The organism is Amycolatopsis sp. NPDC104587 (assembly GCF_055583645.1).
Genome location: NZ_JBVJNO010000001.1, coordinates 731,409 through 753,398 on the forward strand (window position 1 = coordinate 731,409; position 21,990 = coordinate 753,398).

Sequence of the window (21,990 nt, forward strand, 5' to 3'; positions counted from 1 at the left end):
CTGCCCCATGAGCAGGTTCGTGGACACGCTCGTCGCCACCGCGACGGCGCGAGGTCAGCAGCGGGGCATGGTCACCGGGGAGCCGAAGGAGCCGGTCCGGCGGACCTGGGCCGAGGTGCACGAACAGGCCCGGCGGATCGCCGGCGGCCTGGTCGCCGGCGGGTTCGAGCGGGGCGGGGCCGTTGCGGTGCTGGCCGCCGCGCCGGTGCTGATCGCGCCGACCGTGCAGGCCGTCTGGCTGGCCGGGGGCAGTGTCACCATGCTGCACCAGCCGACTCCGCGGACCGACCTCGCCGAGTGGGCCGAGGACACCGTGCGGGTGCTCGGCATGATCGGCTCGGACCTGGTCCTGCTGGGCGAGCCGTTCGACCAGCTCGCCCCGGTGCTCGCCGAGAAGGGCATCGGCTTCCGGCTCATCAACGAGCTGGCCGACGCCGAGCCGCTCGCCGACGTCGTCACCACCGACGAGGACGAGACCGCGCTGCTGCAGCTGACCAGCGGCTCGACCGCCGACCCGAAGGCCGTGCGGATCACCTACGGGAACCTGTACTCCAACGTCAAGGCCATGGTCGACCGCGCGGAGTTCGACTTCGACACCGACGTGATGGTGTCCTGGCTGCCGACGTTCCACGACATGGGGATGGTCGGCTTCCTGACGGTGCCGATGACCTTCGGCGTCGAGCTCGTCAAGATCACGCCGGTCGAGTTCCTGTCCGGGCCGCTGATCTGGCCCGAGCTGATCACGAAGTACCACGGGACGACCACGGCGGCGCCGAACTTCGCGTACGCCATCGTCGGGCGCCGGATGGCGCGCGTCGACGACGACAACGCCTACGACCTCTCGAAGCTGCGGATCGCGCTGAACGGCGCCGAGCCCGTCGACGAGACCGCCGTCCAGACCTTTGTGGACGCCGGCGCGCGGTTCAAGATGCCCGCGGAATGCGTGTTCCCGGCCTACGGCATGGCCGAGGCGACACTCGCGGTGTCGTTCGCGCCGCTGTTCACCGGGCTCACCCTGGACGTCGTCGAGGCCGAAGCGCTGGAGGCCGGCAACCGCGCGGTCCCGGTCCCCGAAGGCGATCCGCGGCGCGGCACCGAAAACGTCCGGTCGTTCGCCGTGCTCGGCCGCCCGCTGGACGGCCTCGAAGCCGAGATCGTCGACGACGCGGGTGCGCGGCTCGGCGAGCGGGAGGTCGGCGAGATCCGGCTGCGCGGAGAGGCCGTGACACCCGGCTACCTGACCATGGACGGCCCGGTCGCCACGCAGGACGCCGACGGCTGGCTGAACACCGGTGACCTCGGGTACCTGGTCGACGGCCAGATCGTCATCTGCGGCCGCCGCAAGGACGTCATCATCATGGGCGGCCGCAACCTGTACCCGACGGACATCGAGCGCGCGGCGACGTCGGTCGAGGGCGTGCGCGCGGGCAACGCCGTGGCGGTGCGGCTGGACGCGGGAAGCCGTCGCGAGCGCTTCGCGGTCGTTGTCGAGTCGAAGCTGGCGGGCGACGCCGAGGCCGAGAAGAACCTGACGAAGCAGGTCTCGGCCCGGGTCCGCGACGCCGTCGACATGCGGCCGTACGCGGTGGTGGTGCTGCCGGCGGGGAGCCTGCCGAAGACGCCGTCCGGCAAGGTCAAGCGCGCGGCGACGGCGCAGCAGTTCGCGGACAAGATCAAGAAGAACGCCGACTCCTGACCGACCCGAGCGCCCCAATGTGGCCTTCGGTGCGTTCAACGCACCGAAGGGCCCCTTGGGTGCGTTGAACGCAACCAAGGCCACATTGGGGTGCTCGGGTTTAGCGCTGCTGCAGGCGTTCGGCGCGGATCGTCGGCGGGGCCGCGCGCTCGGCCGTCGCCTCCGAAGGCGAGCGGGCGCCCGGGAGGTCCGGGGCGTGGCCCGTGCGGGCGGCGAGCTGGTCCTCCACCCGGTCGAGGAACTCGTCGACCTCGCGCTCGTCGTAACCGCGCTTGCCGATCAACGGCTTCGCGAACATCACGTGGTGCACTTCGGCGGCGGTCAGGTCGTCCTCCTCGGTGATCGTCTTGGCGATCCGCCGGACGAACTCGTCGACCTCGTGCTTCGCGTAGCCACGGCGGCCGATCGGGGCGTTACCGAAGGTGACCTCGGCGAGGTCTTCGGCGGTGAACGACATGGAGTCTCCGATTCCGGGGTTGGGCGGTACGAAACTGCCGTACACCGTCCTAGCCCGGGGACGGGCTTCCCGGAAGGGGCCGACCTCGAAGCTCACCCCGACGGGCGCCTGCCGTCCGCCTGTGAGTGAGCCGGGACTACGCAGCGCTGTGTGGGCGGACTCACACCGTCAGGACCGGCCGAACCACTTCCGCGGCCCCTGGGGCCGCCGCTCCTCGGCCACCGGCTGCGGGTTCCGCAGCGCCACGAGCGCGGCCTCGGCCTCGTCGAGGAACAGGTCGACCTGGGACTGGTCGTAGCTGCGCATCCCGACCGCCATGATCGTGAACTCGACGTAGTGGATGTCGTCGGCGGTCAGGATGTTGCGCCCCGCCAGCGCCTCGGCGATCAGGTCGAGGAAGGCGTCGACCTCGTCCTCGTTGTAGCCGCGCCGGCCGAAGCGGGGTTTGCCGAACGCGATCGCCCGGACTTCGTCAGGGGTCATGGCCTTACCTAACCACCGTTGTCAGCCTGCATGGAAGGCGTTTTGCGCGGCCGCGAGACCGGTGCCGACCAGCGCTTCGGTCGCGTCCGCGCAGCGGTCCACCTCGAACGGGAGCTCCTTGCGCTCGACCGTCGAGAAGTCCTTCAACACGAAGTCCGCCGGGTCCTGCCGGCCGGGCGGGCGGCCGATGCCGAACCGGACGCGGTAGTAGTCACGCGTGCCGAGCGACTTCGTGATCGAACGCAGTCCGTTGTGGCCGTTGTCGCCGCCGCCGAACTTCAGCTTCAGCGCGCCGAAGTCGACGTCCAGCTCGTCGTGGACCACGACCACGCCGGTCGGCGGCACCTTGTAGAACCGGGCCGCGCCGACCACCGGGCCGCCGGAGAGGTTCATGTACGACCGCGGCTTCACCAGCACGACGCGGCGGCCACCCAGCCGCCCCTCGAGGACTTCGCCGCCGCTCTTGTGCGTCTTGAACTTGCCGCCGATGCGGGCGGCGAGCTCGTCCAGCACCATGAACCCGACGTTGTGCCGGTTTCCGGCGTACTGGGGCCCGGGATTGCCAAGGCCGGCGAGCACAATCAGCTCGCCGGCCCCGGGCAGGTCTTCGGTCATGCGGAAATGCTATTCGGCGGCTTCGGCCGACTCTTCGCCCGCCTCGGCAGTGGCCTCGTCCTCGTCGGCCTCTTCACGCTGCGGCTCGTTGACGGCGGCGACCAGCGACTCGGGGTCGGTGACCAGGGTGGCGCCCTTCGGCAGCTCGACCTGGCTGGCCAGGAACTGGGTGCCGATCTCGGCGCCCTCGATCGAGAGCTCGAACTGCTCCGGGATGTGCAGCGCCTCGACCTCGACCTGCAGGGTGTCGATCGCCTGGTTGACCAGTCCGCCGGGGCCGGGGTTGCCCGAGACGACCAGCGGGACGTCGACGACGATCTTCTCGCCGCGCTTCACGACCAGCAGGTCGACGTGCTCGATGTAGTTCTTGAGCGGGTGCACGACGATCGTCTTCGTCAGCGCGAGCTCGTCGGAGCCCTCGAGGGCGAGGGTGATGACGGCGTTGGAGCCGTTCTCACGGACGACGCGGGCGAACTCGATGGCCGGCAGCGCGAAGTGCCGCGGGTCCGAGCCGTGGCCGTACAGGACGGCGGGGATCTTGCCGGCGCGACGCGTGCGGCGCGCGGCGCCCTTGCCGAACTCGGTGCGCGGCTCGACGGACAGACGTACCTCGGACACGGTGTGGCACTCCTTCAAATCAAAGACAGCATGCTGCGGCGGGGGGAAGCCGGTGTTTTCAGAAGTTTCGGCGGCGAGTTTCCGGGCGTGCACGACGACGGGGGCTACTCGAGCCGCCGCGTCGATCACGCCGGGCACCCCAGAAGGGCCCCGCCTCGCCGAGACAACCTCAAGAGTGTAAACCAACCTCATCACGGTGGGTTGCGGCGGGTGCCCACGCCACGCTAGAACCCTCCTGGACCCCGGTTTGTGACGACACAAATCCGGTGGCGGGACTTCGCCGGCCGAGGTGTGCTCGGGTGGCGGCAGAGCAGGGGGCGGGGAAGATGCGGGCTCGACAGAGCAGGGTGGCGGCGGTGCTGCTGCTGGGCGGGCTGCTGGCCGGCTGCCAGGTGGCGGTCCCCGGCACCGCCGGCGTCTCCGCGGCCGGGCAGCAGACGGCCGATCGCCGCGCGGAGCAGCGCGCCGCCGTCGACGCCGCCCTGACCGCGCTCGCCCAGGCGCCGGCGCTCTCGCTGAAGTCGACGACCAAGGGCGCCGACCAGCAGTTCCGGGTCACCCGCGGCGGCAGCGCCGTCGGCGGGCTGCCGCTCGAAGGCCGCGTGGTGCACGTGACGGCCGCGGCCGGTCAGTTCTACCTGCAGGCCGACGCCGACTACTGGAAGGCCCACGCCATCGACGAGGGCACGCAGTTCGGCACGAGCTGGGTGCGTTCGCTCGGCTCCGAACTGCCCTTCGACCCGGCGGCCCGGTTCGCGCCCAAGGCCCTCGCCGACGGGCTGCGCAAGGCGCTGGCCGGGCTCGACCGGTTCAGCGAGCCGGTGAAGGCGAAGCTCCCCGACGGCACCGAGGTCTACCAGCTCGGCGCCGTGCCGAGCGTCCTGCGGGTCACGACGGCCAAGCCGAACCGCGTGGTCAGCTTCGCCCCGGTGCTGCTCGACCCGCAGGCCGGGCCGAAGTACGGCGCGGAGTTCCGGGTCGACCCGGTCACCGGTGACGCGCTCAAGACGTTCCACACCGACCTGGACAACACGGTCGGCGGGCTGGGCCAGCCGTTCGAGGGCCTGGTGCAGGCCAGCGCGGTGGTCACGAACGACACCCTCGACTGCAAGGACTTCGTCGGCTCGTGCACGACGACGGTCGACGTCTCGACCAGCGTGGTCGGCACCCCGGCCTCGGGCGAGAAGAGCGTGGTCCACATCACCCTCTCGGTCGAGGTGAGCGCCGACTCGCTCGGCGCGCAGACCTGCACCTCGGCGGCCGACGCCGAGCCGTACGCGACGATCAAGATGTCCTGCACGGTCAAGTTCAAGCTGCCCAACCGCACGGCCAGCTACCAGGTGCTGTCCAAGCCGAACGCGACGGCGGAGGTCCGCGCGGCCCTCGACGTCAACGCGGTGAAGCAGAAGGTCGCGGCGGAGTTCGCGGGCCTGGGCGGCTGAGCTGGACACCTACCCGGGGGTGCGTTGCTTCCGTTGAAGTAGGTGATCTTCCGTTCTTAGCATCGGCTGGAGACAGCCGAATTCGAACGGGAGAAACAGACATGGCCAAGCTGGTGGTTTTCGGGGGGACCGGGTACGCCGGGGGCAGGATCGGCGCCGAGGCGCTGCGGCGCGGGCACGAGGTGGTCGGCGTCGCGCGCACCACCGGCACGGTGCCCGAAGGTGTTGAAGCGGTGCAGGGTTCGTTGCACGACGAGGAGTTCGTCTCGCGAGTCGTCAAGGACGCGGAAGTCATCGTCGTCGCCACGCCGGCCCGCGCGCTCGACGGCGAGAAGCTGATCGACGCCGTGCCGTCGCTGGCGCGGATCGCGCGCGAGAACGACGTCCGGCTGTCGTTCGTCGGCGGCGCGGCGAGCCTGCTGGTCGCCGAGGGCGGCCCGCGGCTGTTCGACACCCCGGAATTCCCGGACGAGTACAAGGAAGAGGCCGGCAACCACGCCGAGGTACTCGGCCTGCTGCGCTCGCAGCCCGAGGGCCTCGACTGGTTCTACGTCAGCCCGGCCGCCGAGTTCGGCGCCTGGATCCCGGGCGAGCGGCGCGGCGGGTTCCGCGTCGGCGGCGACATCCTGCTGACCGACGAGAACGGCAAGTCGCACATCGGCGGTGACGACTTCGCGACCGCGTACGTCGACGAGATCGAGCAGCCGAAGCACCGCCGCGCACGGTTCACCGTCGCTTACTGAAGCTCTTTCAGGACAGGCGCGAAGGTCTCGAGGAACGGCTCGAAGACGGTGATGTATTCGAAGCCGTAGCGCTCGCGCCGGGTTTCCAGCTGTCCGGCGATCTCCTCGACCGTGCCCAGCAGGAGCTGGGGCGCGTCGAGGAGATCTTCGGCGGTTTCGACGGCACTTCGCTGGGTTTTCTCGTGCCACGCCTCGGCGGCCGTTCGCCGGTCGTCGGTGACCTCGACGTGCTGGACCAGCATGTTGTACTCGACGTCTCGGTGCGCTTTGGCGCGGAAGTACGCGACGCGCTCGTCCATGTCGACGTCGAGCTTGAAGGTGCCGGGTGGCTTGCCGGGCTGCTGCCTCAGGCCCGCGAAGCCGACGACGTCGGCGTGCTCGGCGGCCAGGTCGAGGACGCCGTCGCTGTTGCCCGCGAGGAGCAGCCGGGGCATGGGGATGCCCTCGTCGTCGAAGTGTTTCCGCAGGTAGGCGAGGCTTTCTTCGAGGTAGCCGATGCGGCCGGCGGCGTTCTGCCACGGCAGCCCGGCGTTGTCGAACTCGGCCTTCATGTGCCCGGCGCCGAGGCCCAGGTCCAGGCGCCCGTCGAGCAGCGCGGCCGTCGAGGAGGCTTCGCGGGCGAAGAGGGCGAGGTTGTAGAAGGGCACGTTGGAGACGAGAGTGCCGAGCCGCGGCCGTTCGGTGACGGCGGCGGCCATGGCCAGCGCCGGGAACGGCGCCGGCGACCCGGCGCCCAGGTGGTCCGGGATGGTGATGACGTCGTAGCCGAGCTCTTCGGCCCGGCGGCACTTGGCGATCCACGCGTCCCGGCCGCCGATGCCCCGGAGACTGACGCCGAACTTGAACTGGCTCATGTCGGCGACGGTAACGCCGGAAACCCCCGCCGGGCGCGAAGTTCGCGCCCGGCGGAAGGGTTCTCAGGCGTTGCCGTCGAAGAGGGACGTGACCGAGCCGTCCTCGAAGACCTGCTGGATGGCTTCCGCCAGCATCGGGGCGATCGACAGGACCGTCAGGCCCGGGAACCGCTTCTCCTCCGGGATCGGCAGCGAGTTCGTCACGATGACCTCGCGCGCCTTGCAGGCCGAGAGCCGCGAAGTGGCCGGGTCGGACAGGATGCCGTGGGTCGTCGCGATGACCACGTCCGCCGCGCCCTCGTCGATCAGGGCCTCGGTGGCCTTCACGATCGTGCCGCCGGTGTCGATCATGTCGTCGATCAGGACGCAGAGCTTGCCCTCGACCTTGCCGACCACGCGGTTCGCCACGGCCTGGTTCGGCTTGTCCGGGTCGCGCGTCTTGTGGATGAACGCGATCGGCCGGTCACCCAGCTGCTGCGCCCACTTCTCGGCCAGCCGCACGCGGCCCGAGTCCGGCGAGACGACCGTGATGTCGGCGTTGCCGTAGGTCTTCTTGATGTGGTCGGCCAGCACGGACTGCGCCATCAGGTGGTCGACCGGGCCGTCGAAGAAGCCCTGGATCTGCGCGGTGTGCAGGTCGACCGTCATGATCCGGTCGGCGCCCGCGGTCTTGAACAGGTCCGCGATCAGCCGCGCCGAGATCGGCTCGCGGCCCTTGTGCTTCTTGTCCTGGCGCGCGTACGGGTAGAACGGCATCACCACGGTGATCCGCTTCGCGCTCGCCCGCTTGAGCGCGTCCACCATGATCAGCTGCTCCATCACGTACTCGTTGATGGGCGTGGTGTGTGCCTGGATGACAAAGGCGTCGGTGCCGCGGACGGACTCCTCGAACCGGACGAACAGCTCACCGTTGGCGAAGGTGTGCGCCGTCTGGGGGGTGATCGTCACGTTGAGGTGCTCGGCGACCTCTTCCGCGAGCTCCCGGTGCGCCCGTCCGGAGAAGAGCATCAAGTTCTTCTTCGGCGTACCTGACTTCGGACTCATGCTGGCGACTCCCCGTCGGTTCCTGCTGCTGACTCGGCGTCGAGGGCGGCCTGAGCCGCCTCCGCCGCGGGCGTACCCGGCCGGCGCCGGATCGCCCAGCCTTCGATGTTGCGCTGGGGCGGCGCCGACACCGCGAGTGTGCCCGGGGGGACGTCCTCGCGGATCACGGCACCCGCCCCACTGTAAGCGCCGTCACCGACCTGCACCGGGGCGACGAACGTGTTGTCCGCGCCCAACCGGACATACGACCCGATAACGGTCCGGTGCTTGTGCACGCCGTCGTAGTTCACGAACACGCTGGAGCAGCCGATGTTGCTGTGCTCGCCGATCGTGGCGTCGCCGACGTAGGTCAGGTGCGGCACCTTCGTGCCGGCGCCGATGTCGGCGGCCTTCGTCTCGACGAACGCGCCGAGCTTGCCCTTCTCGCCCAGCTTCGTGCCGGGACGCAGGTAGGTGAACGGGCCGACGTTGACGCCGTCGCCCAGCTCCGAGTCCGAGCCGTGCACCCGCACCACGGAGGCGCCCGCGCCGATGGTCATGTTCGTCAGGGTGCTGTCCGGCCCGACCGTCGTGCCCTCGCCGACCGACGTGGCGCCCTTGAGCTGCACCCCGGGGTTGATGACGACGTCGCGCGACAGCGTTACGCCGGCGTCGATCCAGGTCGACGCGGGGTCGACGACCGTGACGCCCTCGCGCTGCCAGCGCTGCACGATCCGGCGGTTCAGCTCGGCGCCGAGCACCGAGAGCTGGACGCGGTCGTTGACCCCCTCGGTCAGCCACGGGTCGTCGACGACCAGCGCGCCGACGTGCAGGCCGTCGCCGTTCGCGATGCCGAGGACGTCGGTGAGGTAGAGCTCGCCCTGCGCGTTGTCGGTCGACAGGCGCGACAGGCCGTCGCGCAGCACAGCGGCGTCGAAGGCGTAGACGCCGGAGTTGATCTCGGTGATCTCCGCCTGCTCCGGGGTGGCGTCCTTGTGCTCGACGATCCCGGTGACCTTGCCCGCCGCGTCACGCGTGATGCGGCCGTAGCCCGTCGGGTTCTCGACGACCGCGGTCAGCACGGTGACGGCGTTCTTCGCCTCGGTGTGCTCGTCGAGGAGGGCGCCCAGCGTCGCGGTGTCGAGCAGCGGGACGTCGCCGTAGCTGACGATCACGGTGCCGGTGAGGTCGGCGGGCAGGGTGGCGAGCGCGCAGGACACGGCGTGGCCGGTGCCCTTCTGTTCGGCCTGCACGGCGGTGCCGACCGCGCGGCCGAGGGCTTCCCCGACCCGCGCCAGGTGCGCTCCGACGGCTTCGCGGCCGTGACCGGTCACGACCACGAGGTGCTCGGGGTCCAGACCGGCGGCGGCCCGGACGGCGTGCTCGACGAGGGGCCGCCCGGCGATCGGGTGCAACACCTTCGGGGTCGCGGATCGCATGCGGGTGCCCTCACCCGCGGCGAGGATCAACGTGCTCAGCGGGCCGGTCAACGGCGCTCCCAACGATGGCTCTTGCCGGCACTTTCACGTGAAAGTGATCCGGAGGCGCCCTCCAGATCACTTTCACGTGAAAGTGCGCTTTGGTCGGGGACCGATCCTAACTGGGCTCTTCGGGCTCCCACGTCGGGTCGGTGGGTAGGCCTTCACCGGCCCACGCGGCCTGCGGGTCGGCGGCCATCGAGTTGGCCGACGCCACCTGGTTGCCACCCCCGCGTTTCGCCTGGTACATGGCCGCGTCCGCGCGGGCGAGGACCTGCTCGCCCCGCTCCTGCGGCCGGAGGGAGACAAGCCCGATCGACAGCGTGACGCCGTGCGAAAGGTGGTGCGGCAGGCCCGCGACGGACTTCACCGCGCGGCCGAGCGCCATCTTCGCCGCGGACGCCGGGGTGCCCGGCAGCAGGACGATGAACTCGTCCCCGCCGTAGCGCGCCACGAGGTCGTCACCGCGCAATGCGTCACGAAGCGTGCTCGCGACAACACGCAGCACGTTGTCACCTTCGGCGTGCGACTGCTTGTCGTTGACACCCTTGAAGCCGTCGAGGTCGACCAGCGCGACCGCCAGTGGCTGCGCGTCCGCCGACGACGCGAGCTGGCGCAGTTTCTCGTCCAGCGCGCGCCGGTTGGGCAGGCCGGTGAGCGGGTCCTGCAGGGCCTGCTGGGTGATCGCGCCGTGCTCGGCCGACAGCCGCTCGTGCTCGCGGCGGGCGTTCAGCGTGGCGATCTGCGACTCGCGGAGGCTCCACATCTCGGTCTCGAGCCGCCGCGCGTAGTCGATCAGCGACTCGCTGGCCCCGGACGCGTAGTCCGGGCTCGTGTCGAGCCGAGCCAGCTCACGCGCGATGTTCAGCCGCATCGACGGCTGCGAGGTGTCGTCACCGAGCGACTCCCGGGCCGACCGCAGCACGTCGAGGGCCTCGCCGCGGCGGCCGGCCTTGTCCAGGCACCGGGCCAGCGCGATCGCGACGATCTCGCGTTCACCCGGGTAGCCGGTGCCCTCGTGCAGCTGCCGGAGCCGGTCGATCTGGTCGGCGCTCGGGCCGTGCAGCGCCTGCGCCGCGGCGAGCACCCCGACCTGGTCGACGGCCGGGACGTTCGCCTTCCGCGGGAACAACGACTCGGTGAACGGACCCTCGGCGGCCACGGCCATGGACGCGGCCGTGCGGAACTTCTCGGCGCTTTCGTCGTACTCGTCGATGCGCTCCAGCCGCAGGCCCCAGCCGAGCAGCATCTTGACGCGGTTCATCAGCTGCAGCGTGATCTCGTGCGGGCTCGCGCTCTCGCGGATCGCGGCGGCCGCGCGGCCGATGACCTCCTCGGCGGCCTCGTACACGCCGAGCTGGTTGAGCACGATCCAGCAGTCGTTCAGCGTCGACCACAGCATCCGGTTCCAGGCGCGGATGCCGATCTGGCGGTTCGGGATCGCCGAGTCGTCGAGGATGGCCAGCGCGCGGGCGATCTCGGTGAGCGCGGGGTCCTCCTGCGCGGCGATCACCAGCCGGCGGCCGCGCAGCGCGTGCGCGTCGGCCCGCAGCAGGGCCAGGCCGTGGCGGCGGGTGTGCGCGAGCATCTCGTCGAGCCGGGGCTCGGCCTCCGCGGCCAGGCCGCGGGTGATCAGCCGGGCGATCGCCGACGCGCGCAGCAGCTGCGCCACCATCGTCGGCTCGCCGCGCCGCTGGGTCTCGTCGAGCAGCTCGTCCATCAGCTCGACGATCTGCAGCTGCTGGGTGTACTCCTGTCGCTGGACCGCGGCGATCAGCTCGCGCGCACGTCCGACCAACCACGCGTCGGACATTTCGGCGAGGGCGGGCCGTCTGGCCGCCACCGGGTCGGTCGCCTCTTCGGTCAGCGCCAACCTCCCGGTGTCGTGGGTTCGGTCCTACTGCTGCTCCGCCGCCAGGATTCGAACCTGAACTGTCAGAACCAAAATCTGAAGTGCTGCCGATTACACTACGGCGGATCGATCCTGGTCAGGATAGCGACGATCGGGTGTAGCCCGCGCGCGGGATGCGTTAGGTGCCCGTCCGCCGGGCACCCGGTTCCGAAGTACCGGTGTGAGGTTCCGGCACTCCCCAGCCGCCGAAACCTCCTGTACCGTAACTTACGGCATCGTAGGTTAGGCGACCCTATGCAGGGCACCGCGCAGGAAGAAGTGAAGCGTATGACGGCCACGCTCGACCGTTCGCAGCCCACCGGGGAGCCTCCGGCGCCCAAGGGGCCCAAACCTGTCATCGAGGGCAAGCGCGGCATCGGCGTGCAGCTTTCGGTCTACTTCGGCGTGATCGCGCCGTTGGTGGCACTGCTGGTCGCGGTGCCGTTCGCCTGGGGCTGGGGACTGAGCTGGGTCGACGTCGGCATCTTCGTGGTGTTCTACGCGATCAGCGGGCTCGGCATCACGGTGTCGTACCACCGCTACTTCACGCACGGCTCGTTCAAGGCCAAGCAGTGGCTGCGCGTGGTCATGGCCATCGCCGGCAGCATCGCCCTGCAGGGCCCGGTGATCACCTGGGTCGCCGACCACCGCCGCCACCACGCCTTCTCCGACCGCGACGGCGACCCGCACTCGCCGTGGGCGTTCGGCACTTCGCCGTGGGCCATCGCGAAGGGCTTCTGGCACGCCCACATGGGCTGGCTGTTCGAGCGTGACCAGACCAATGCCGAGCGCTTCGCGCCGGACCTGGTCAAGGACCCGGCGATCAAGAAGGTCGACGACCTGTTCTGGCTGTGGGCGCTGATCAGCCTGGTGCTGCCGGGCATCGCCGGCGGCCTGATCTCGTGGTCGGTCTGGGGCGGGGTCACCGCCTTCTTCTGGGCCGGCCTGGTGCGCATCTGCGTGCTGCACCACGTGACGTGGTCGATCAACTCGATCTGCCACATGATCGGCGACCGCCCGTTCACCGCGCGCGACAACTCGGCCAACTTCTGGCCGCTGGCGATCTTCAGCTTCGGCGAGTCGTGGCACAACCTGCACCACGCCGACCCGACGTCCGCGCGCCACGGCGTCAAGCGCGGCCAGATCGACATCTCCGCCCGGCTGATCTGGATCTTCGAGAAGTTCGGCTGGGTGCACGACGTGCGCTGGCCGACGCCGCAGCGGCTGGCCCGTATCACGACGGAGAAGCACTAGTCCCGTAGGCTGCCGAGAGTGGCGGGGAGACGACGTTCGAAGCGTGAGCAGCAGGTCACCGGGGCACGTCCGGCCGCCCCGGTGACCCGTGTCCGGATGACGGGCAGCGAGCGCCGTCAGCAGCTGCTGAACGTGGCGCGTGCGCTGTTCGCGGAAAAGGGGTTCGACGGCACGTCGATCGAGGAGATCGCGCACCGCGCCAACGTCTCGAAACCCGTGGTGTACGAACACTTCGGCGGCAAAGAGGGCATCTACGCGGTGGTCGTCGACCGCGAAACCCAGCTGCTGCTCGACCGCATGGTTTCCACCCTGCACGGCGGCCACCCGCGCGTGATGCTGGAACAGGCCGCGATCGCTTTGCTTTCCTACGTCGAGGATTCCCACGACGGCTTCCGGATTCTCGTCCGCGACTCACCGGTGGCGAGCTCGACGGGGACGTTTTCGACGGTGCTGAACGACATCGCGAGCCAGGTGGAGCACATCCTGGCCCAGCAGTTCGCGGCCCGAGGGTACGACGAGAAACTGGCGGCGCTGTACGCACAGGCGTTGGTGGGGATGGTCGCGCTGACCGGCCAGTGGTGGCTGGACGCGCGCAAGCCGAAGCGTGACGAAGTGGCGGCGCACCTGGTGAACCTGGCGTGGAACGGGCTGTCCCACCTGGAAGACAAGCCGAAGCTGCTCGGGTGACGGTCGCGGTTTCCGGGCCGGGGGACACGGTGGTGTATTTCCTGGCGCGGGCCGAGTGCGCCGGTTTGTCGGCGTCGGTCAGCGTGGAGACCGACCGGGGTGACGGCCTCGGCGCGTTCGCCACCGGTCTTGAGCGGGACTTCCGCGGCCGGGCGAGCGGGAGTGGAGCTGGCGTGGACGCGGGCGAAGAGCTGCGGCGCCTCAGCGCGGACCTGGCGGAGTTCCTGGCTACCTGAGCCCGCCGACGGTGTGCAGGTGGTCGAAGATCAGCAGCGCCACCAGCGAAACCCGCGGCCGGTCGGCGTACCCGAGCCAGTCGATCTCCTCGATCTCGCTGCAGGCCCGCGGTGTTCCCTCGTACTCCGCCGAATAGCACGTCGTTCGCACGACCGTGCCTTCCGCGCGGCCGTGCGCCTGGCCTTCGAAGACACCCGCCGGGGTGATCGACTCCGGCTTGATCTCGACGCCGACCTCCTCGCGGATCTCGCGGACCAGCGTCTCGACGTCCGTCTCGCCCGGCTCGCGCTTGCCGCCCGGCAGGTAGAACAGGTCCTTGCCGCGAGAGCGCGTGGCGAGGACGCGGCCGTCCACGACATGCAGCCAGGCGATCTTGTCGATCACGCCAAGCCCGCCAGCGCTTCTTCGGTCGTCACGACCGTGCCGAGGCGGGGGAAGATCTTGGTGATCGCGTTTTCGTGGGAGATCTCGGCGAGCGCGGTCATGGCGTCCGACACCGCGACCGTGTCGTAGCCGTGGTCGGACGCCGCGCGCAGCGTGGACTCGACGCCGAACTCCGTCGCGATGCCGCCGAAGTAGACGGTCCGGACTCCCTTTCCGCGCAGGTACTCGTCCAGGTCGGTGTTCGCGAAGCCGCCGATCGTGTACTTGGTGACGATCTTGTCGTCCTGGGCGTCGAACACCAGCTCGTTGCCCGGCGGGTTGTCCGGCCGCGACACCTGCACGACCACGACCGGCGCCCCGGCCGCGCGGAAGGCGGCCCGCAGCCGCAGCGCGTTCGCGACGACTTCTTCGCCGCTGTACGGCGTGGTCGGCAGCGCCACGATCCGCTCCTGCAGGTCGACGAGCACGAGCGCCGAGGTGGCCGGGTCGATCTTGGTCATGCCCCGATCCTAGGCGCACCCCGCGATCCCCGGTTTCTGGCGAGGCCCCGCCGCCGGGCACGACGCCGGTCCGGCGGTGCACGTCAGCGGCGGGGCCCACCTCGGCAACCAGGCACGGTTTGGAATGCCGGTCCCCGACCGCCAGGTCGGCGGTGGCGCTCGGGGACCGGCGCGGTGCTGCCGCGGGAACGCTATCTTCGGACCGCGTCCAACACTCGTCGGTGGCGGGCGAAAACTCCTGGTACCGACCATGTTCCGCGATCCGGTGGCCGGGCGACAGTGTCCGTGACACCGGCTCGGCGTGGCTTTTTCATACCCGGGTCAGCAGCCGGCCGAGGGTGCGCGCGGCCGAGCGCCGCATCGATCGCTTCGGCGCGAACACCGACGCCAGCGCGACGGCGGAGAAGGTGAAGACCACCACCACGACGACACAGCCGGCCAAGAGGAGCAGCAGCCGGTCACCGGCCAGCACGGCGACCGTGCCGGGCGCGACCAGGCGCCCGGCGAGCGACCGGCGGGGGTCGCGATCCGAGGTGGACTTCATGGGGACAGTCAGCCAGACCGGGCCGAGTTTTTTCGGGAGGACTTCGCGGGGTTCTAAAGTGGCGCATGGTCCGAACTGGTCCGAGCATCGCCGACCGGGCGTTGCTCGACGAGCTGGCTGCGCGAGGCGTACGGGTGTCTCCGGCCCAGCTGGAGCGCTGGCGCGGGCACGGCTTGGTGCCCGGCAACGATCGCCACGGCCGCGGTCGTGGGCCCGGGACGACTTCCGAGGTTCCGCCGGGCGTGCCCGAGACGGTCGAGGCCCTGGTGCGGCACGCCCGCCAGGGTCGTGACCTGCGGCTGACGGTAGTGGACTGGTTCGCCGAAGCCGGACGGCCCGCGCTGCGCGCGTCACCGGTGCCGGAGCCGCCGGACGATGCGGTCCGGGAGGCGATGACCTGGGTATTGGAGGGCGATCCGTTGTACTCGCTGCTTCGGACCGCACGGTCGGCGAAGACCGATGAGGAGCGTGACGAGGTCTATCGCGACCTCGACGAGTTTGTCGCAAGACACGGCGCGCTGGAGCGGCTGTCCGACCCGGACGCGGTTCGCCGCGCGCTCGCCGAGGACACCGAGCTCCCCGAACGCGAAGAGTCGGCCGAAGAAGCGCGTTCGGCCACGATCCAGGTTGCCGCCGCCACCGCGCTGGGTGTCGAGGAGGTGGGAACCGACCTGTTCTCCGCGGGGTTCGAGCGGCTTTTTTCGATACCGGGAGCTGCGAATCTGAAGGTCGTCACGAACAACGACCCGCTCGAAGACCTGAAGCGGTGCACTGCCGACCAGCTTCGCTACGCCCGCACGGTCGCCGACGGTCTGAGTGGCTTCGGTGCCCTATATGTTTTCCACATCCTGCAAATGCCCGACACCCCCGGGCTGTCCCGGCTGCGGAAGGCGATCGATTCCCTGAAGGTGCGAGACGTGCTGATCATGAGTGCGTTCCGGACGTGGCGCACCAAGTGGTACGCGACCCACGTCGCTTCCTGCCTCGACGAATCGATCGCCAAGCTGTACGAATTCCTCGTGCAGGTGGTGAAGTCCGGGCCGAGCCTCGTGGACCGGCCCGGCACCGACGCGACCGCCCACGACTACCTCGCCGACTGGCTCACCGCCGTCGAAGCACTCAGGCGGGCGTGACCTTCAGCAGCTTGTCATCCGTCCCATCCGACGTGGTCACGTACAGCGCGCCATCCGGCCCGCTCCGAACCGCCCGCAGCCGGCCGAACTTGTCGTCGAACTCCGGGGGCAATGTCACGTCCAGGACCTTGCCCGCCGGGTCCAAGTGGTACAGCAGCAGCTTCTGCCCCTTCAGCGCCACCACCACCAGCGCGCCGTCGTTCGGGCCCCACTGGGGGCCCGTCAGGAACGCGTCGCCGCTGATCGCCTCGGTGATCTTGCCGGACGTCCACAGTGGACTCACCGCGTCCGGGAAGCGCTTGAGGTCCGTCATCGGGACGCTCTCGTCGTAGCTGGAGTCCGTGCCGCCCTTCGACGGGTCCCAGCCGTAGTTCGCGCCCGGCTTCAGTAAGTTGACCTCGTCGTCGAAGGTCGGGCCGTGCTCTGCCGTGATCACCTGGCCGCTGCCCGGGCGGATCGCCACGCCCTGGACGTTGCGGTGCCCGTAGGTGTAGATCAGCCGCTCGTGCGGGTCGGCCGAGGTGATGAACGGGTTGTCCGGCAACGGGTTCCCGGTCTTCGCGTCCAGCCGCAGCACCTTGCCACCCAGGGAGTGGCGGTCCTGCGCGATCGTCGAGCGGGCCGTGTCGCCGGTGCCGACCAGCAGCGCGCCGTCCGGGGCGAACGTCGGGCGGCAGCCGGAGTGGCGGCCGCTCGGGTTCACCGGCAGCCCGGTCAGCAGGGTCTTGACGCGGGTCGCGCTCGCGCCGTCGTCGGCCAGCTTCCACGTCACCAGCCGGATGTCGACGGCCTTGCCGCCCTCCTGGTGGTCCTGGCAGGTGATGAACTCGCGGCTGGTCGCGAAGTCCGGGCTGATCACCATCCCCAGCAGCCCGCCCTCACCCTGCACGAGGACGTCGGAGAAGTCGGCGCGGACCTCGCTCGCGCGCCCGTCGCGGACCAGCGCGAGCTTGCCGGGCCGCTGCGGCACGAGGAAACCGCCGTCGGGCAGGAAGCCGATGTCCCAGCCGTGCTCCAGGCCGGCGGTCACCGTCTCGACCTTGAACTTCCCGGTCGTCGCGGCCGGCGTGGCCGCGGGCGGGACGCTCTGGACCGGCTGGCTCGCCGCCCCCGAGCAGCCCGCGACCAGCAGGGACACCACACCGAGGAGACCCAGCACACTCCGCATACGGCCCATCCTGCCAGCAACCGGTGAAATCGCCGTGCGGGATCGGGGCCCGGCGTCAGGAACCCGGTCGCACCAGCCCGGACTCGTACGCGAAGACGACCGCGTGCACCCGGTCGCGCAGCCGCAGCTTCCCGAGGATCCGTCCGACGTGCGTCTTCACCGTCGTCTCGCCGATGTACAGCTTCGTCGCGATCTCGCCGTTCGACAGCCCGCGCGCGATGAGCCCGAGCACGTCCTTCTCGCGCTCGGTGAGCGCGTCGAGCTTCGCGGTGTCGACGGGGTCGCGCTCGTCGGCGAGGTAGCGGTCGAGCAGCCGCCGCGTGACCGACGGCGAGACCATCGAGTCGCCGCGCAGCACCCCGCGGACCGCGACGAGCATCTCCTCCGACGGCGCGTCCTTCACCAGGAACCCGCTGGCCCCGGCCCGCAGCGCGGCGTAGGCGTACTCGTCGAGGTCGAACGTCGTGACGACGAGGACCCGCACGTCCGGCAGCTCGGCGCAGATCCGCCCGGTCGCCGCGACCCCGTCGAGCACCGGCATCCGGACGTCCATGAGCACCAGGTCCGGCCGCAGCTCCCTGGCCTTCGCGACGGCGTCCTCGCCGTTCACCGCCTCGCCCACGACCACGAGGTCGTCCTGGCTTTCGAGGATCATCCGCAGCCCGACGCGGACCAGCTCCTGGTCGTCGCAGAGCAGCACCCGGATGGTCACGGCGCGACCACCAGGCTCGCGCGCACCCGGTAGCCGCCGTCCGGCAGCGGCCCGGTCTCCAGGTCGCCGTGGAACATCTCGACGCGCTGGCGCATCCCGCCCAGGCCCCGGCCCGACGCCGGCAACGCCGCGGCCGGCGGGGCGCCGCCGCCGGTGTTCGTCACCTCGATCCGGACGTCGCCGGGCCCGAAGGCGACCCCGACGCGGCCGGTCGCGTCGGCCGGTGCGTGCTTGATCATGTTGGTCAGCGCCTCCTGGACGATCCGGTACACCTGCAGTGCGGCGCTCGCGGGCAGCCCGGCCGGGTCGCCGGTGACGTCGAGGCTGACGTCCCGCCCGGCCTGCTCGACGAGCCGCCGCAGCTCCTCGACCGTCGGCTGCGGGCTGCGCGCGGCCTGGCCGGCGTGCAGGACTTCGAGGAGCCGCCGCAGCTCGGCGAGCGCGTCGCGGCCGGTGCGGCTGATGGTGTCGAGCGTGCGGTCGACGGCGGCGGGATCGCGGTGCCTCGCGAGCTTCGCGCCTTCGGCGTTCAACACGATCACGCTCATGCTGTGGGCGAGGACGTCGTGCAGCTCGCGCGCGATCCTCGTGCGTTCTTCGGCGGCGGCCGCGCGGGTCTGGGCGTCGGCCCGCTTCTCCTCCTCGACGGTGAGCTGCTCCTTGGTGTGGAAGAACTCCCCGAGCGCCCAAGCGGCGATGTGCAGCGGGATGATCCCGACGATCGTGAGGGTCGGGTTCGGCGAGTACGTGCCCCACGCGAAGCCCCACATGAAGTCGAGGACGACGATGCACGCGCCGATCAGCGCGGCGAAGCGCCGGTCGCCCAGCTTCACGAGGGTGAACAGCACCACGGCCATGCTGAGCTCGGCGCGGCCGCGGTCGAACGCCCAGATCTCGTTCGTGTAGGTGGCCGTCGCCCCGGCGATGATCAGCGCCGCGGCGATCCGCGGGAACCGCCGCCGGACCAGCAGCGGGAGCAGGAACAGCATCGGGACCGCGCGCACCGTCCACGGGGTCTGGCCGGTCAGGTTGGGCGCGAGGAAGAGGAACACGGCGTACAGCGGCAGGTCCACCGGCCACCGGTGCCGGCGCACCCAGACCACGAGTCGTTCCACGCACCGAACGTAACGCGATCCGCCCGCCACGGCGTCCTACCCGAGGGCGGTCCTTGTCCTCTCGCGGGCGGACAAGGGCGGCCGGACCGGGGGATTCGCGGCCACCCGGGTGGTTCCTAGCGTCGGGGCCATGTCGATCACCAGGGAGTTCCTCCGCCACCCGATGCTGACCGGCGCGATCGCGCCGAGCTCGGCCCGGCTGGCCGAGACGATGACCGCGGGCCTCGGCCTGGAGCGCGCGACGTCCGTCGTCGAGCTCGGGCCGGGCACCGGCGTGTTCACCGAAGCGGTCCTCACGCTGCTTCGCCCCGAAGCGCGTCTCACGGCTTTCGAGATCAACCCGCGATTCGCCGACGCGCTGTGCGCACGGTTTCCGCAGGTGGACGTCGTGACCGCCTCCGCCGAGAAACTGGCCGCCACGGACGTCGACGTCGTCGTCTCGGGCCTGCCGTGGACGGCCATGACCGCGGACCGGCAGTGGCGCATCCTCGACGCGGTCACCACGGCGCTGGCCGCGAACGGCCGGTTCACGACGTTCGTGTACGCCCACACGGCCTGGACACCGCCCGCGCGTCGCTTCGCCGCTTCGCTGCGAAGCCGTTTCGCGGTCGTGGAGCGCACTTCGGTGGTCTGGGGGAACCTGCCGCCGGCGTTCGTCTACCGCGCGGCGCTGCCGGTGGCGGTGGGAAGGACCCGGCATGGACAGCCTGCTGCGGCCACTGCTTGACGCGCCCCCGCTGGTCGTCTACCTGGTCTGCGCCGCCCTCGTGACGGCGGAAACTGCGCTGCTGCCGGGCATCGTGCTGCCGACGTTGTCGGCGTTGCTGCTGATGGGGTTCCTCGCCGAGCGGGGCACGCTCGACCTGGGCCTCGCGCTGGCGGTCGCGGTCGCGGCGGCCGTCCTCGGCGACCAGCTCGCCTACCTCGAAGGACGGCACTGGGGACGTCGGCTGGCCCGCCGCGTCGGCCAGGACCGCTGGGAACGCGCGGAGGCGGCCGTCGCGCGCTACGGCGTCCCCGCGGTGATCGCCGGGCGCTGCCTGGTCGGCGTCCGGACGGTGATGCCGCGCGTCGCGGGCTCCGCCGCGATGCCGTACCGGCGGTTCGCGGTGGGCAGCGTGAGCGCCGCGGTGCTGTGGGCGAGCGCGGAGCTGCTGGTGGGTCACCTGACCGGGCTGGTGGTCTGAAGCCGTTCCGCGGTTTCGGCGTCCGCGGGCAGGAACGTCTCCAGCTTCAGCTCGGACACGGTCACGTCCGCCGCCGTCGCGAACGTCGTGATCGCGGTGATCAGGCGCAGCTCGCCAGCCGAGGTGGCCAGCCGGACCGGCACCGCGAACCCCAGGTGCTCCGGGCCGGGCGCCGACGCCGGCGGCAGGTAGCCCGTCAGCTCGGCGAGCTGCCGCGCGAGCCGGTCGTCCGGGGTGCGGGCCAGGTCGTTGCGGATGCGCTCGAGGATGTGGCGCGCCCAGTCGTCGAGGTTGCGGACGCGCCGCGCCATCCCGCGCGGGTGCAGCGCGAGGCGCAATGTGTCGACCGGCTCTTCCAGGAGCTCCGGCGCGACGTCTTCGGTGAGTAGGCCGAAGGCGTCGTTCTTCGCGACCAGCACGCCGTAGCGGTCGACGACGATCGCGGGGTAGGGCCGGTGGCCGTCGAGCAGCCGCCGCAGGCCGTCGAGCACCGGCCGGATCGCCGGGTCGTCGAGCCGCGTCTCGGGGTACGTCGGCGCGTAGCCGGCGGCGTGCAGGAGGCCGTTGCGCTCGCGCAGGGGCAGTTCGAGCGACTCGGCGACCCGCAGCACCATGCCGCGGCCGGGCACCGAGCGCCCGCTCTCCATGAAGCTGACGTGCCGCTGGGTCGTGCCCGCGCGCAACGCCAGGTCGAGCTGGCTGAGGCGGCGCCGGGTCCGCCAGTCCTTGAGCGCCGTTCCGAAGTCCACGGGTCCATCCTGCTCGGGCGGGCCATTCCCCGTGGGGAATTGAGCGCATACCCCGGTTCGCGGAGGCTTCCGGCATGACGAAATACGGCCTGGTCGTGCCGACCTACCAGCCCATCCTCGACGCCGGGCGGACCGCGCCCGAGCTGGTCGACGCCGCGGTCTCCGCCGAAGAGCTCGGGCTCGACTCGGTGTGGGTGGGCGACACTCTCGCGCGGGCCCCGCTCGACGCTTTCGCGATGCTCGCGGCCTTCGCCGCCCGGACGTCGCGGGTGACTCTGGGGACGTCCGCGCTGCTCCCGGCGCTGCGGGACCCGCTGCTCTCGGCGAACCAGCTGCTTTCCCTGGACCTGCTCAGCGCCGGCCGGCTCACGGTCGCCGTCGGCGCCGGGTTCGCGGGGCGCAGCGAACCGGAGTTCGCCTTTGTCGGCGTCCCGTGGGAGCGGCGGCGGGCGCGACTGGACGACATCGTGGGCCTGTGGCGGGCGGCGTGGAACGGCGAGCCGTCGTTCCACGGCGAGGTGCTGCACTACGACTCGCTGCCGTCGTTCCCGGCGCCCGCGCGGCCGGGCGGGCCGCCGGTGTGGCTGGCGGCGTACACGCCGGGCGCGCTGGAGCGCGTCGGACGGCTGTACAACGGCTGGCTGCCGTACCCGCCTTCGCCGGCCGACTACGTGTCAGGCCTGGCGAAGATCCGGTCGTCGCGCCCGATCACCCCCGCCTTGTTCGCGACGGTTCTGGTGGAGGACGACGCGGACCGCGGCCGCGCGCTGCTGGAGGAGTACTGCCTGACCAACTACGGGATGCCCGCTTCGTTCGTGCAAGGGATCCAGATGCAGGTGACGGGTAGCGCGGCGGAGGTCGCTTCGCGGCTTCGGGAGTACGAAGGCGCGGAGCACGTTCTGCTGCGCATTGCGAGCACGGAGCCGAAGGTGTTCGACGAGCAGCTGCCCCGGCTCGCGGAGGTGGCGGAACTGGTGCGCGACCAGCCGTGATCGGAAACCTGTCGGGGGTGGCACGTAG

Annotated in this window: 25 protein-coding genes and 1 tRNA gene; 10 read left to right on the plus strand and 16 right to left on the minus strand. The window is 70.8% G+C overall.

The window, feature by feature from the left end:
• The first annotated feature begins 7 nt into the window (after positions 1-7).
• Complete coding sequence (locus ACZ61C_RS03580; protein ID WP_465302391.1) at positions 8-1,696, plus strand: fatty acyl-AMP ligase; 1,689 nt, start codon at positions 8-10, stop codon at positions 1,694-1,696.
• Positions 1,697-1,796: 100 nt separating this feature from the next.
• Here the strand turns inward: ACZ61C_RS03580 and ACZ61C_RS03585 are convergent, their stop codons facing one another.
• The 4 genes from ACZ61C_RS03585 to ACZ61C_RS03600 all read right to left on the minus strand — a co-directional run bounded on the left by ACZ61C_RS03585 (position 1,797) and on the right by ACZ61C_RS03600 (position 3,869).
• A complete protein-coding gene (locus ACZ61C_RS03585; protein WP_465302393.1) occupies positions 1,797-2,153 on the minus strand; it encodes a DivIVA domain-containing protein in 357 nt (118 codons plus the stop codon).
• Positions 2,154-2,321: 168 nt separating this feature from the next.
• Positions 2,322-2,636, minus strand: coding sequence for a DivIVA domain-containing protein (locus tag ACZ61C_RS03590; RefSeq protein ID WP_465302395.1), 315 nt, complete (start codon positions 2,634-2,636; stop codon positions 2,322-2,324).
• A gap of 21 nt (positions 2,637-2,657) precedes the next feature.
• Complete coding sequence (gene pth, locus ACZ61C_RS03595; protein ID WP_465302397.1) at positions 2,658-3,251, minus strand: aminoacyl-tRNA hydrolase; 594 nt, start codon at positions 3,249-3,251, stop codon at positions 2,658-2,660.
• A 9-nt stretch (positions 3,252-3,260) separates the two neighbouring features.
• Positions 3,261-3,869 (minus strand): 50S ribosomal protein L25/general stress protein Ctc, encoded by a 609-nt coding sequence (locus ACZ61C_RS03600; RefSeq protein ID WP_465302399.1) that lies wholly within the window; start codon positions 3,867-3,869, stop codon positions 3,261-3,263.
• 347 nt (positions 3,870-4,216) lie between these two features.
• On the opposite strand from ACZ61C_RS03600, the gene ACZ61C_RS03605 reads away from it, so the two are divergent.
• The gene (locus ACZ61C_RS03605) at positions 4,217-5,311 is read left to right on the plus strand and encodes a hypothetical protein (protein ID WP_465302776.1); all 1,095 of its coding nucleotides are present in this window, start codon (positions 4,217-4,219) and stop codon (positions 5,309-5,311) included.
• Between the two features lie 101 nt (positions 5,312-5,412).
• On the plus strand, positions 5,413-6,054 hold the full coding sequence (locus ACZ61C_RS03610; protein ID WP_465302401.1) for an NAD(P)-dependent oxidoreductase: 642 nt from the start codon (positions 5,413-5,415) through the stop codon (positions 6,052-6,054).
• Here the strand turns inward: ACZ61C_RS03610 and ACZ61C_RS03615 are convergent.
• The 5 genes from ACZ61C_RS03615 to ACZ61C_RS03635 all read right to left on the minus strand — a co-directional run bounded on the left by ACZ61C_RS03615 (position 6,048) and on the right by ACZ61C_RS03635 (position 11,387).
• A complete protein-coding gene (locus ACZ61C_RS03615) occupies positions 6,048-6,908 on the minus strand; it encodes a TIGR03621 family F420-dependent LLM class oxidoreductase (RefSeq protein WP_465302403.1) in 861 nt (286 codons plus the stop codon). The genes ACZ61C_RS03610 and ACZ61C_RS03615 overlap by 7 nt on opposite strands.
• Positions 6,909-6,971: 63 nt before the next feature.
• Positions 6,972-7,952, minus strand: coding sequence for a ribose-phosphate diphosphokinase (locus tag ACZ61C_RS03620; protein ID WP_465302405.1), 981 nt, complete (start codon positions 7,950-7,952; stop codon positions 6,972-6,974).
• Positions 7,949-9,421: a bifunctional UDP-N-acetylglucosamine diphosphorylase/glucosamine-1-phosphate N-acetyltransferase GlmU gene (glmU, locus tag ACZ61C_RS03625; protein WP_465302407.1), complete on the minus strand. Its 1,473-nt coding sequence runs from the start codon at positions 9,419-9,421 to the stop codon at positions 7,949-7,951. The genes ACZ61C_RS03620 and glmU overlap by 4 nt, the downstream gene beginning before the upstream one ends.
• Before the next feature lie 106 nt (positions 9,422-9,527).
• On the minus strand, positions 9,528-11,282 hold the full coding sequence (locus ACZ61C_RS03630; protein ID WP_465302409.1) for a GGDEF domain-containing protein: 1,755 nt from the start codon (positions 11,280-11,282) through the stop codon (positions 9,528-9,530).
• Positions 11,283-11,315: 33 nt separating this feature from the next.
• Positions 11,316-11,387 (minus strand) — tRNA-Gln (locus tag ACZ61C_RS03635).
• Between the two features lie 201 nt (positions 11,388-11,588).
• On the opposite strand from ACZ61C_RS03635, the gene ACZ61C_RS03640 reads away from it, so the two are divergent.
• From ACZ61C_RS03640 to ACZ61C_RS03650, 3 genes are all read left to right on the plus strand, one after another.
• On the plus strand, positions 11,589-12,554 hold the full coding sequence (locus tag ACZ61C_RS03640; RefSeq protein WP_465302411.1) for an acyl-CoA desaturase: 966 nt from the start codon (positions 11,589-11,591) through the stop codon (positions 12,552-12,554).
• A gap of 96 nt (positions 12,555-12,650) precedes the next feature.
• The gene (locus ACZ61C_RS03645; protein WP_465302778.1) at positions 12,651-13,241 is read left to right on the plus strand and encodes a TetR family transcriptional regulator; all 591 of its coding nucleotides are present in this window, start codon (positions 12,651-12,653) and stop codon (positions 13,239-13,241) included.
• Complete coding sequence (locus ACZ61C_RS03650; RefSeq protein ID WP_465302413.1) at positions 13,238-13,477, plus strand: hypothetical protein; 240 nt, start codon at positions 13,238-13,240, stop codon at positions 13,475-13,477. The genes ACZ61C_RS03645 and ACZ61C_RS03650 overlap by 4 nt, the downstream gene beginning before the upstream one ends.
• On the opposite strand, the gene ACZ61C_RS03655 is transcribed toward ACZ61C_RS03650, so the two are convergent.
• From ACZ61C_RS03655 to ACZ61C_RS03665, 3 genes are all read right to left on the minus strand, one after another.
• Positions 13,470-13,862: an NUDIX hydrolase gene (locus tag ACZ61C_RS03655; protein WP_465302415.1), complete on the minus strand. Its 393-nt coding sequence runs from the start codon at positions 13,860-13,862 to the stop codon at positions 13,470-13,472. The genes ACZ61C_RS03650 and ACZ61C_RS03655 overlap by 8 nt on opposite strands.
• The gene (locus tag ACZ61C_RS03660; protein WP_465302417.1) at positions 13,859-14,362 is read right to left on the minus strand and encodes an isochorismatase family protein; all 504 of its coding nucleotides are present in this window, start codon (positions 14,360-14,362) and stop codon (positions 13,859-13,861) included. Before ACZ61C_RS03660 ends, ACZ61C_RS03655 begins: the two co-directional genes overlap by 4 nt.
• 310 nt (positions 14,363-14,672) lie before the next feature.
• Positions 14,673-14,906: a hypothetical protein gene (locus ACZ61C_RS03665; RefSeq protein WP_465302419.1), complete on the minus strand. Its 234-nt coding sequence runs from the start codon at positions 14,904-14,906 to the stop codon at positions 14,673-14,675.
• Between the two features lie 242 nt (positions 14,907-15,148).
• Between ACZ61C_RS03665 and ACZ61C_RS03670 the strand changes: the two genes are divergently transcribed.
• Complete coding sequence (locus ACZ61C_RS03670) at positions 15,149-16,039, plus strand: hypothetical protein (protein WP_465302421.1); 891 nt, start codon at positions 15,149-15,151, stop codon at positions 16,037-16,039.
• On the opposite strand, the gene ACZ61C_RS03675 is transcribed toward ACZ61C_RS03670, so the two are convergent.
• From ACZ61C_RS03675 to ACZ61C_RS03685, 3 genes are read right to left on the minus strand one after another with little or no spacing between them, the layout of a single operon-like run.
• A complete protein-coding gene (locus ACZ61C_RS03675) occupies positions 16,026-17,207 on the minus strand; it encodes a PQQ-dependent sugar dehydrogenase (RefSeq protein WP_465302423.1) in 1,182 nt (393 codons plus the stop codon). The two genes, ACZ61C_RS03670 and ACZ61C_RS03675, sit on opposite strands and share 14 nt — an antisense overlap.
• A gap of 55 nt (positions 17,208-17,262) precedes the next feature.
• Positions 17,263-17,919, minus strand: coding sequence for a response regulator (locus ACZ61C_RS03680; protein WP_465302425.1), 657 nt, complete (start codon positions 17,917-17,919; stop codon positions 17,263-17,265).
• Positions 17,916-19,034, minus strand: coding sequence for a sensor histidine kinase (locus ACZ61C_RS03685; RefSeq protein WP_465302427.1), 1,119 nt, complete (start codon positions 19,032-19,034; stop codon positions 17,916-17,918). The genes ACZ61C_RS03680 and ACZ61C_RS03685 overlap by 4 nt, the downstream gene beginning before the upstream one ends.
• A 130-nt stretch (positions 19,035-19,164) precedes the next feature.
• On the opposite strand from ACZ61C_RS03685, the gene ACZ61C_RS03690 reads away from it, so the two are divergent.
• Together ACZ61C_RS03690 and ACZ61C_RS03695 are read left to right on the plus strand one after the other, a co-directional pair.
• Entirely contained in the window at positions 19,165-19,761 is a 597-nt protein-coding gene (locus ACZ61C_RS03690; RefSeq protein WP_465302429.1) for a class I SAM-dependent methyltransferase, read from the plus strand.
• On the plus strand, positions 19,733-20,221 hold the full coding sequence (locus ACZ61C_RS03695) for a DedA family protein (protein ID WP_465302431.1): 489 nt from the start codon (positions 19,733-19,735) through the stop codon (positions 20,219-20,221). Before ACZ61C_RS03690 ends, ACZ61C_RS03695 begins: the two co-directional genes overlap by 29 nt.
• Here ACZ61C_RS03695 and ACZ61C_RS03700 read toward each other — a convergent pair.
• The gene (locus ACZ61C_RS03700) at positions 20,197-20,970 is read right to left on the minus strand and encodes an MmyB family transcriptional regulator (RefSeq protein ID WP_465302433.1); all 774 of its coding nucleotides are present in this window, start codon (positions 20,968-20,970) and stop codon (positions 20,197-20,199) included. The two genes, ACZ61C_RS03695 and ACZ61C_RS03700, sit on opposite strands and share 25 nt — an antisense overlap.
• Before the next feature lie 74 nt (positions 20,971-21,044).
• On the opposite strand from ACZ61C_RS03700, the gene ACZ61C_RS03705 reads away from it, so the two are divergent.
• Positions 21,045-21,962, plus strand: a complete 918-nt coding sequence (locus ACZ61C_RS03705) for an LLM class flavin-dependent oxidoreductase (RefSeq protein ID WP_465302435.1) — start codon at positions 21,045-21,047, stop codon at positions 21,960-21,962.
• Positions 21,963-21,990: the final 28 nt, after the last annotated feature.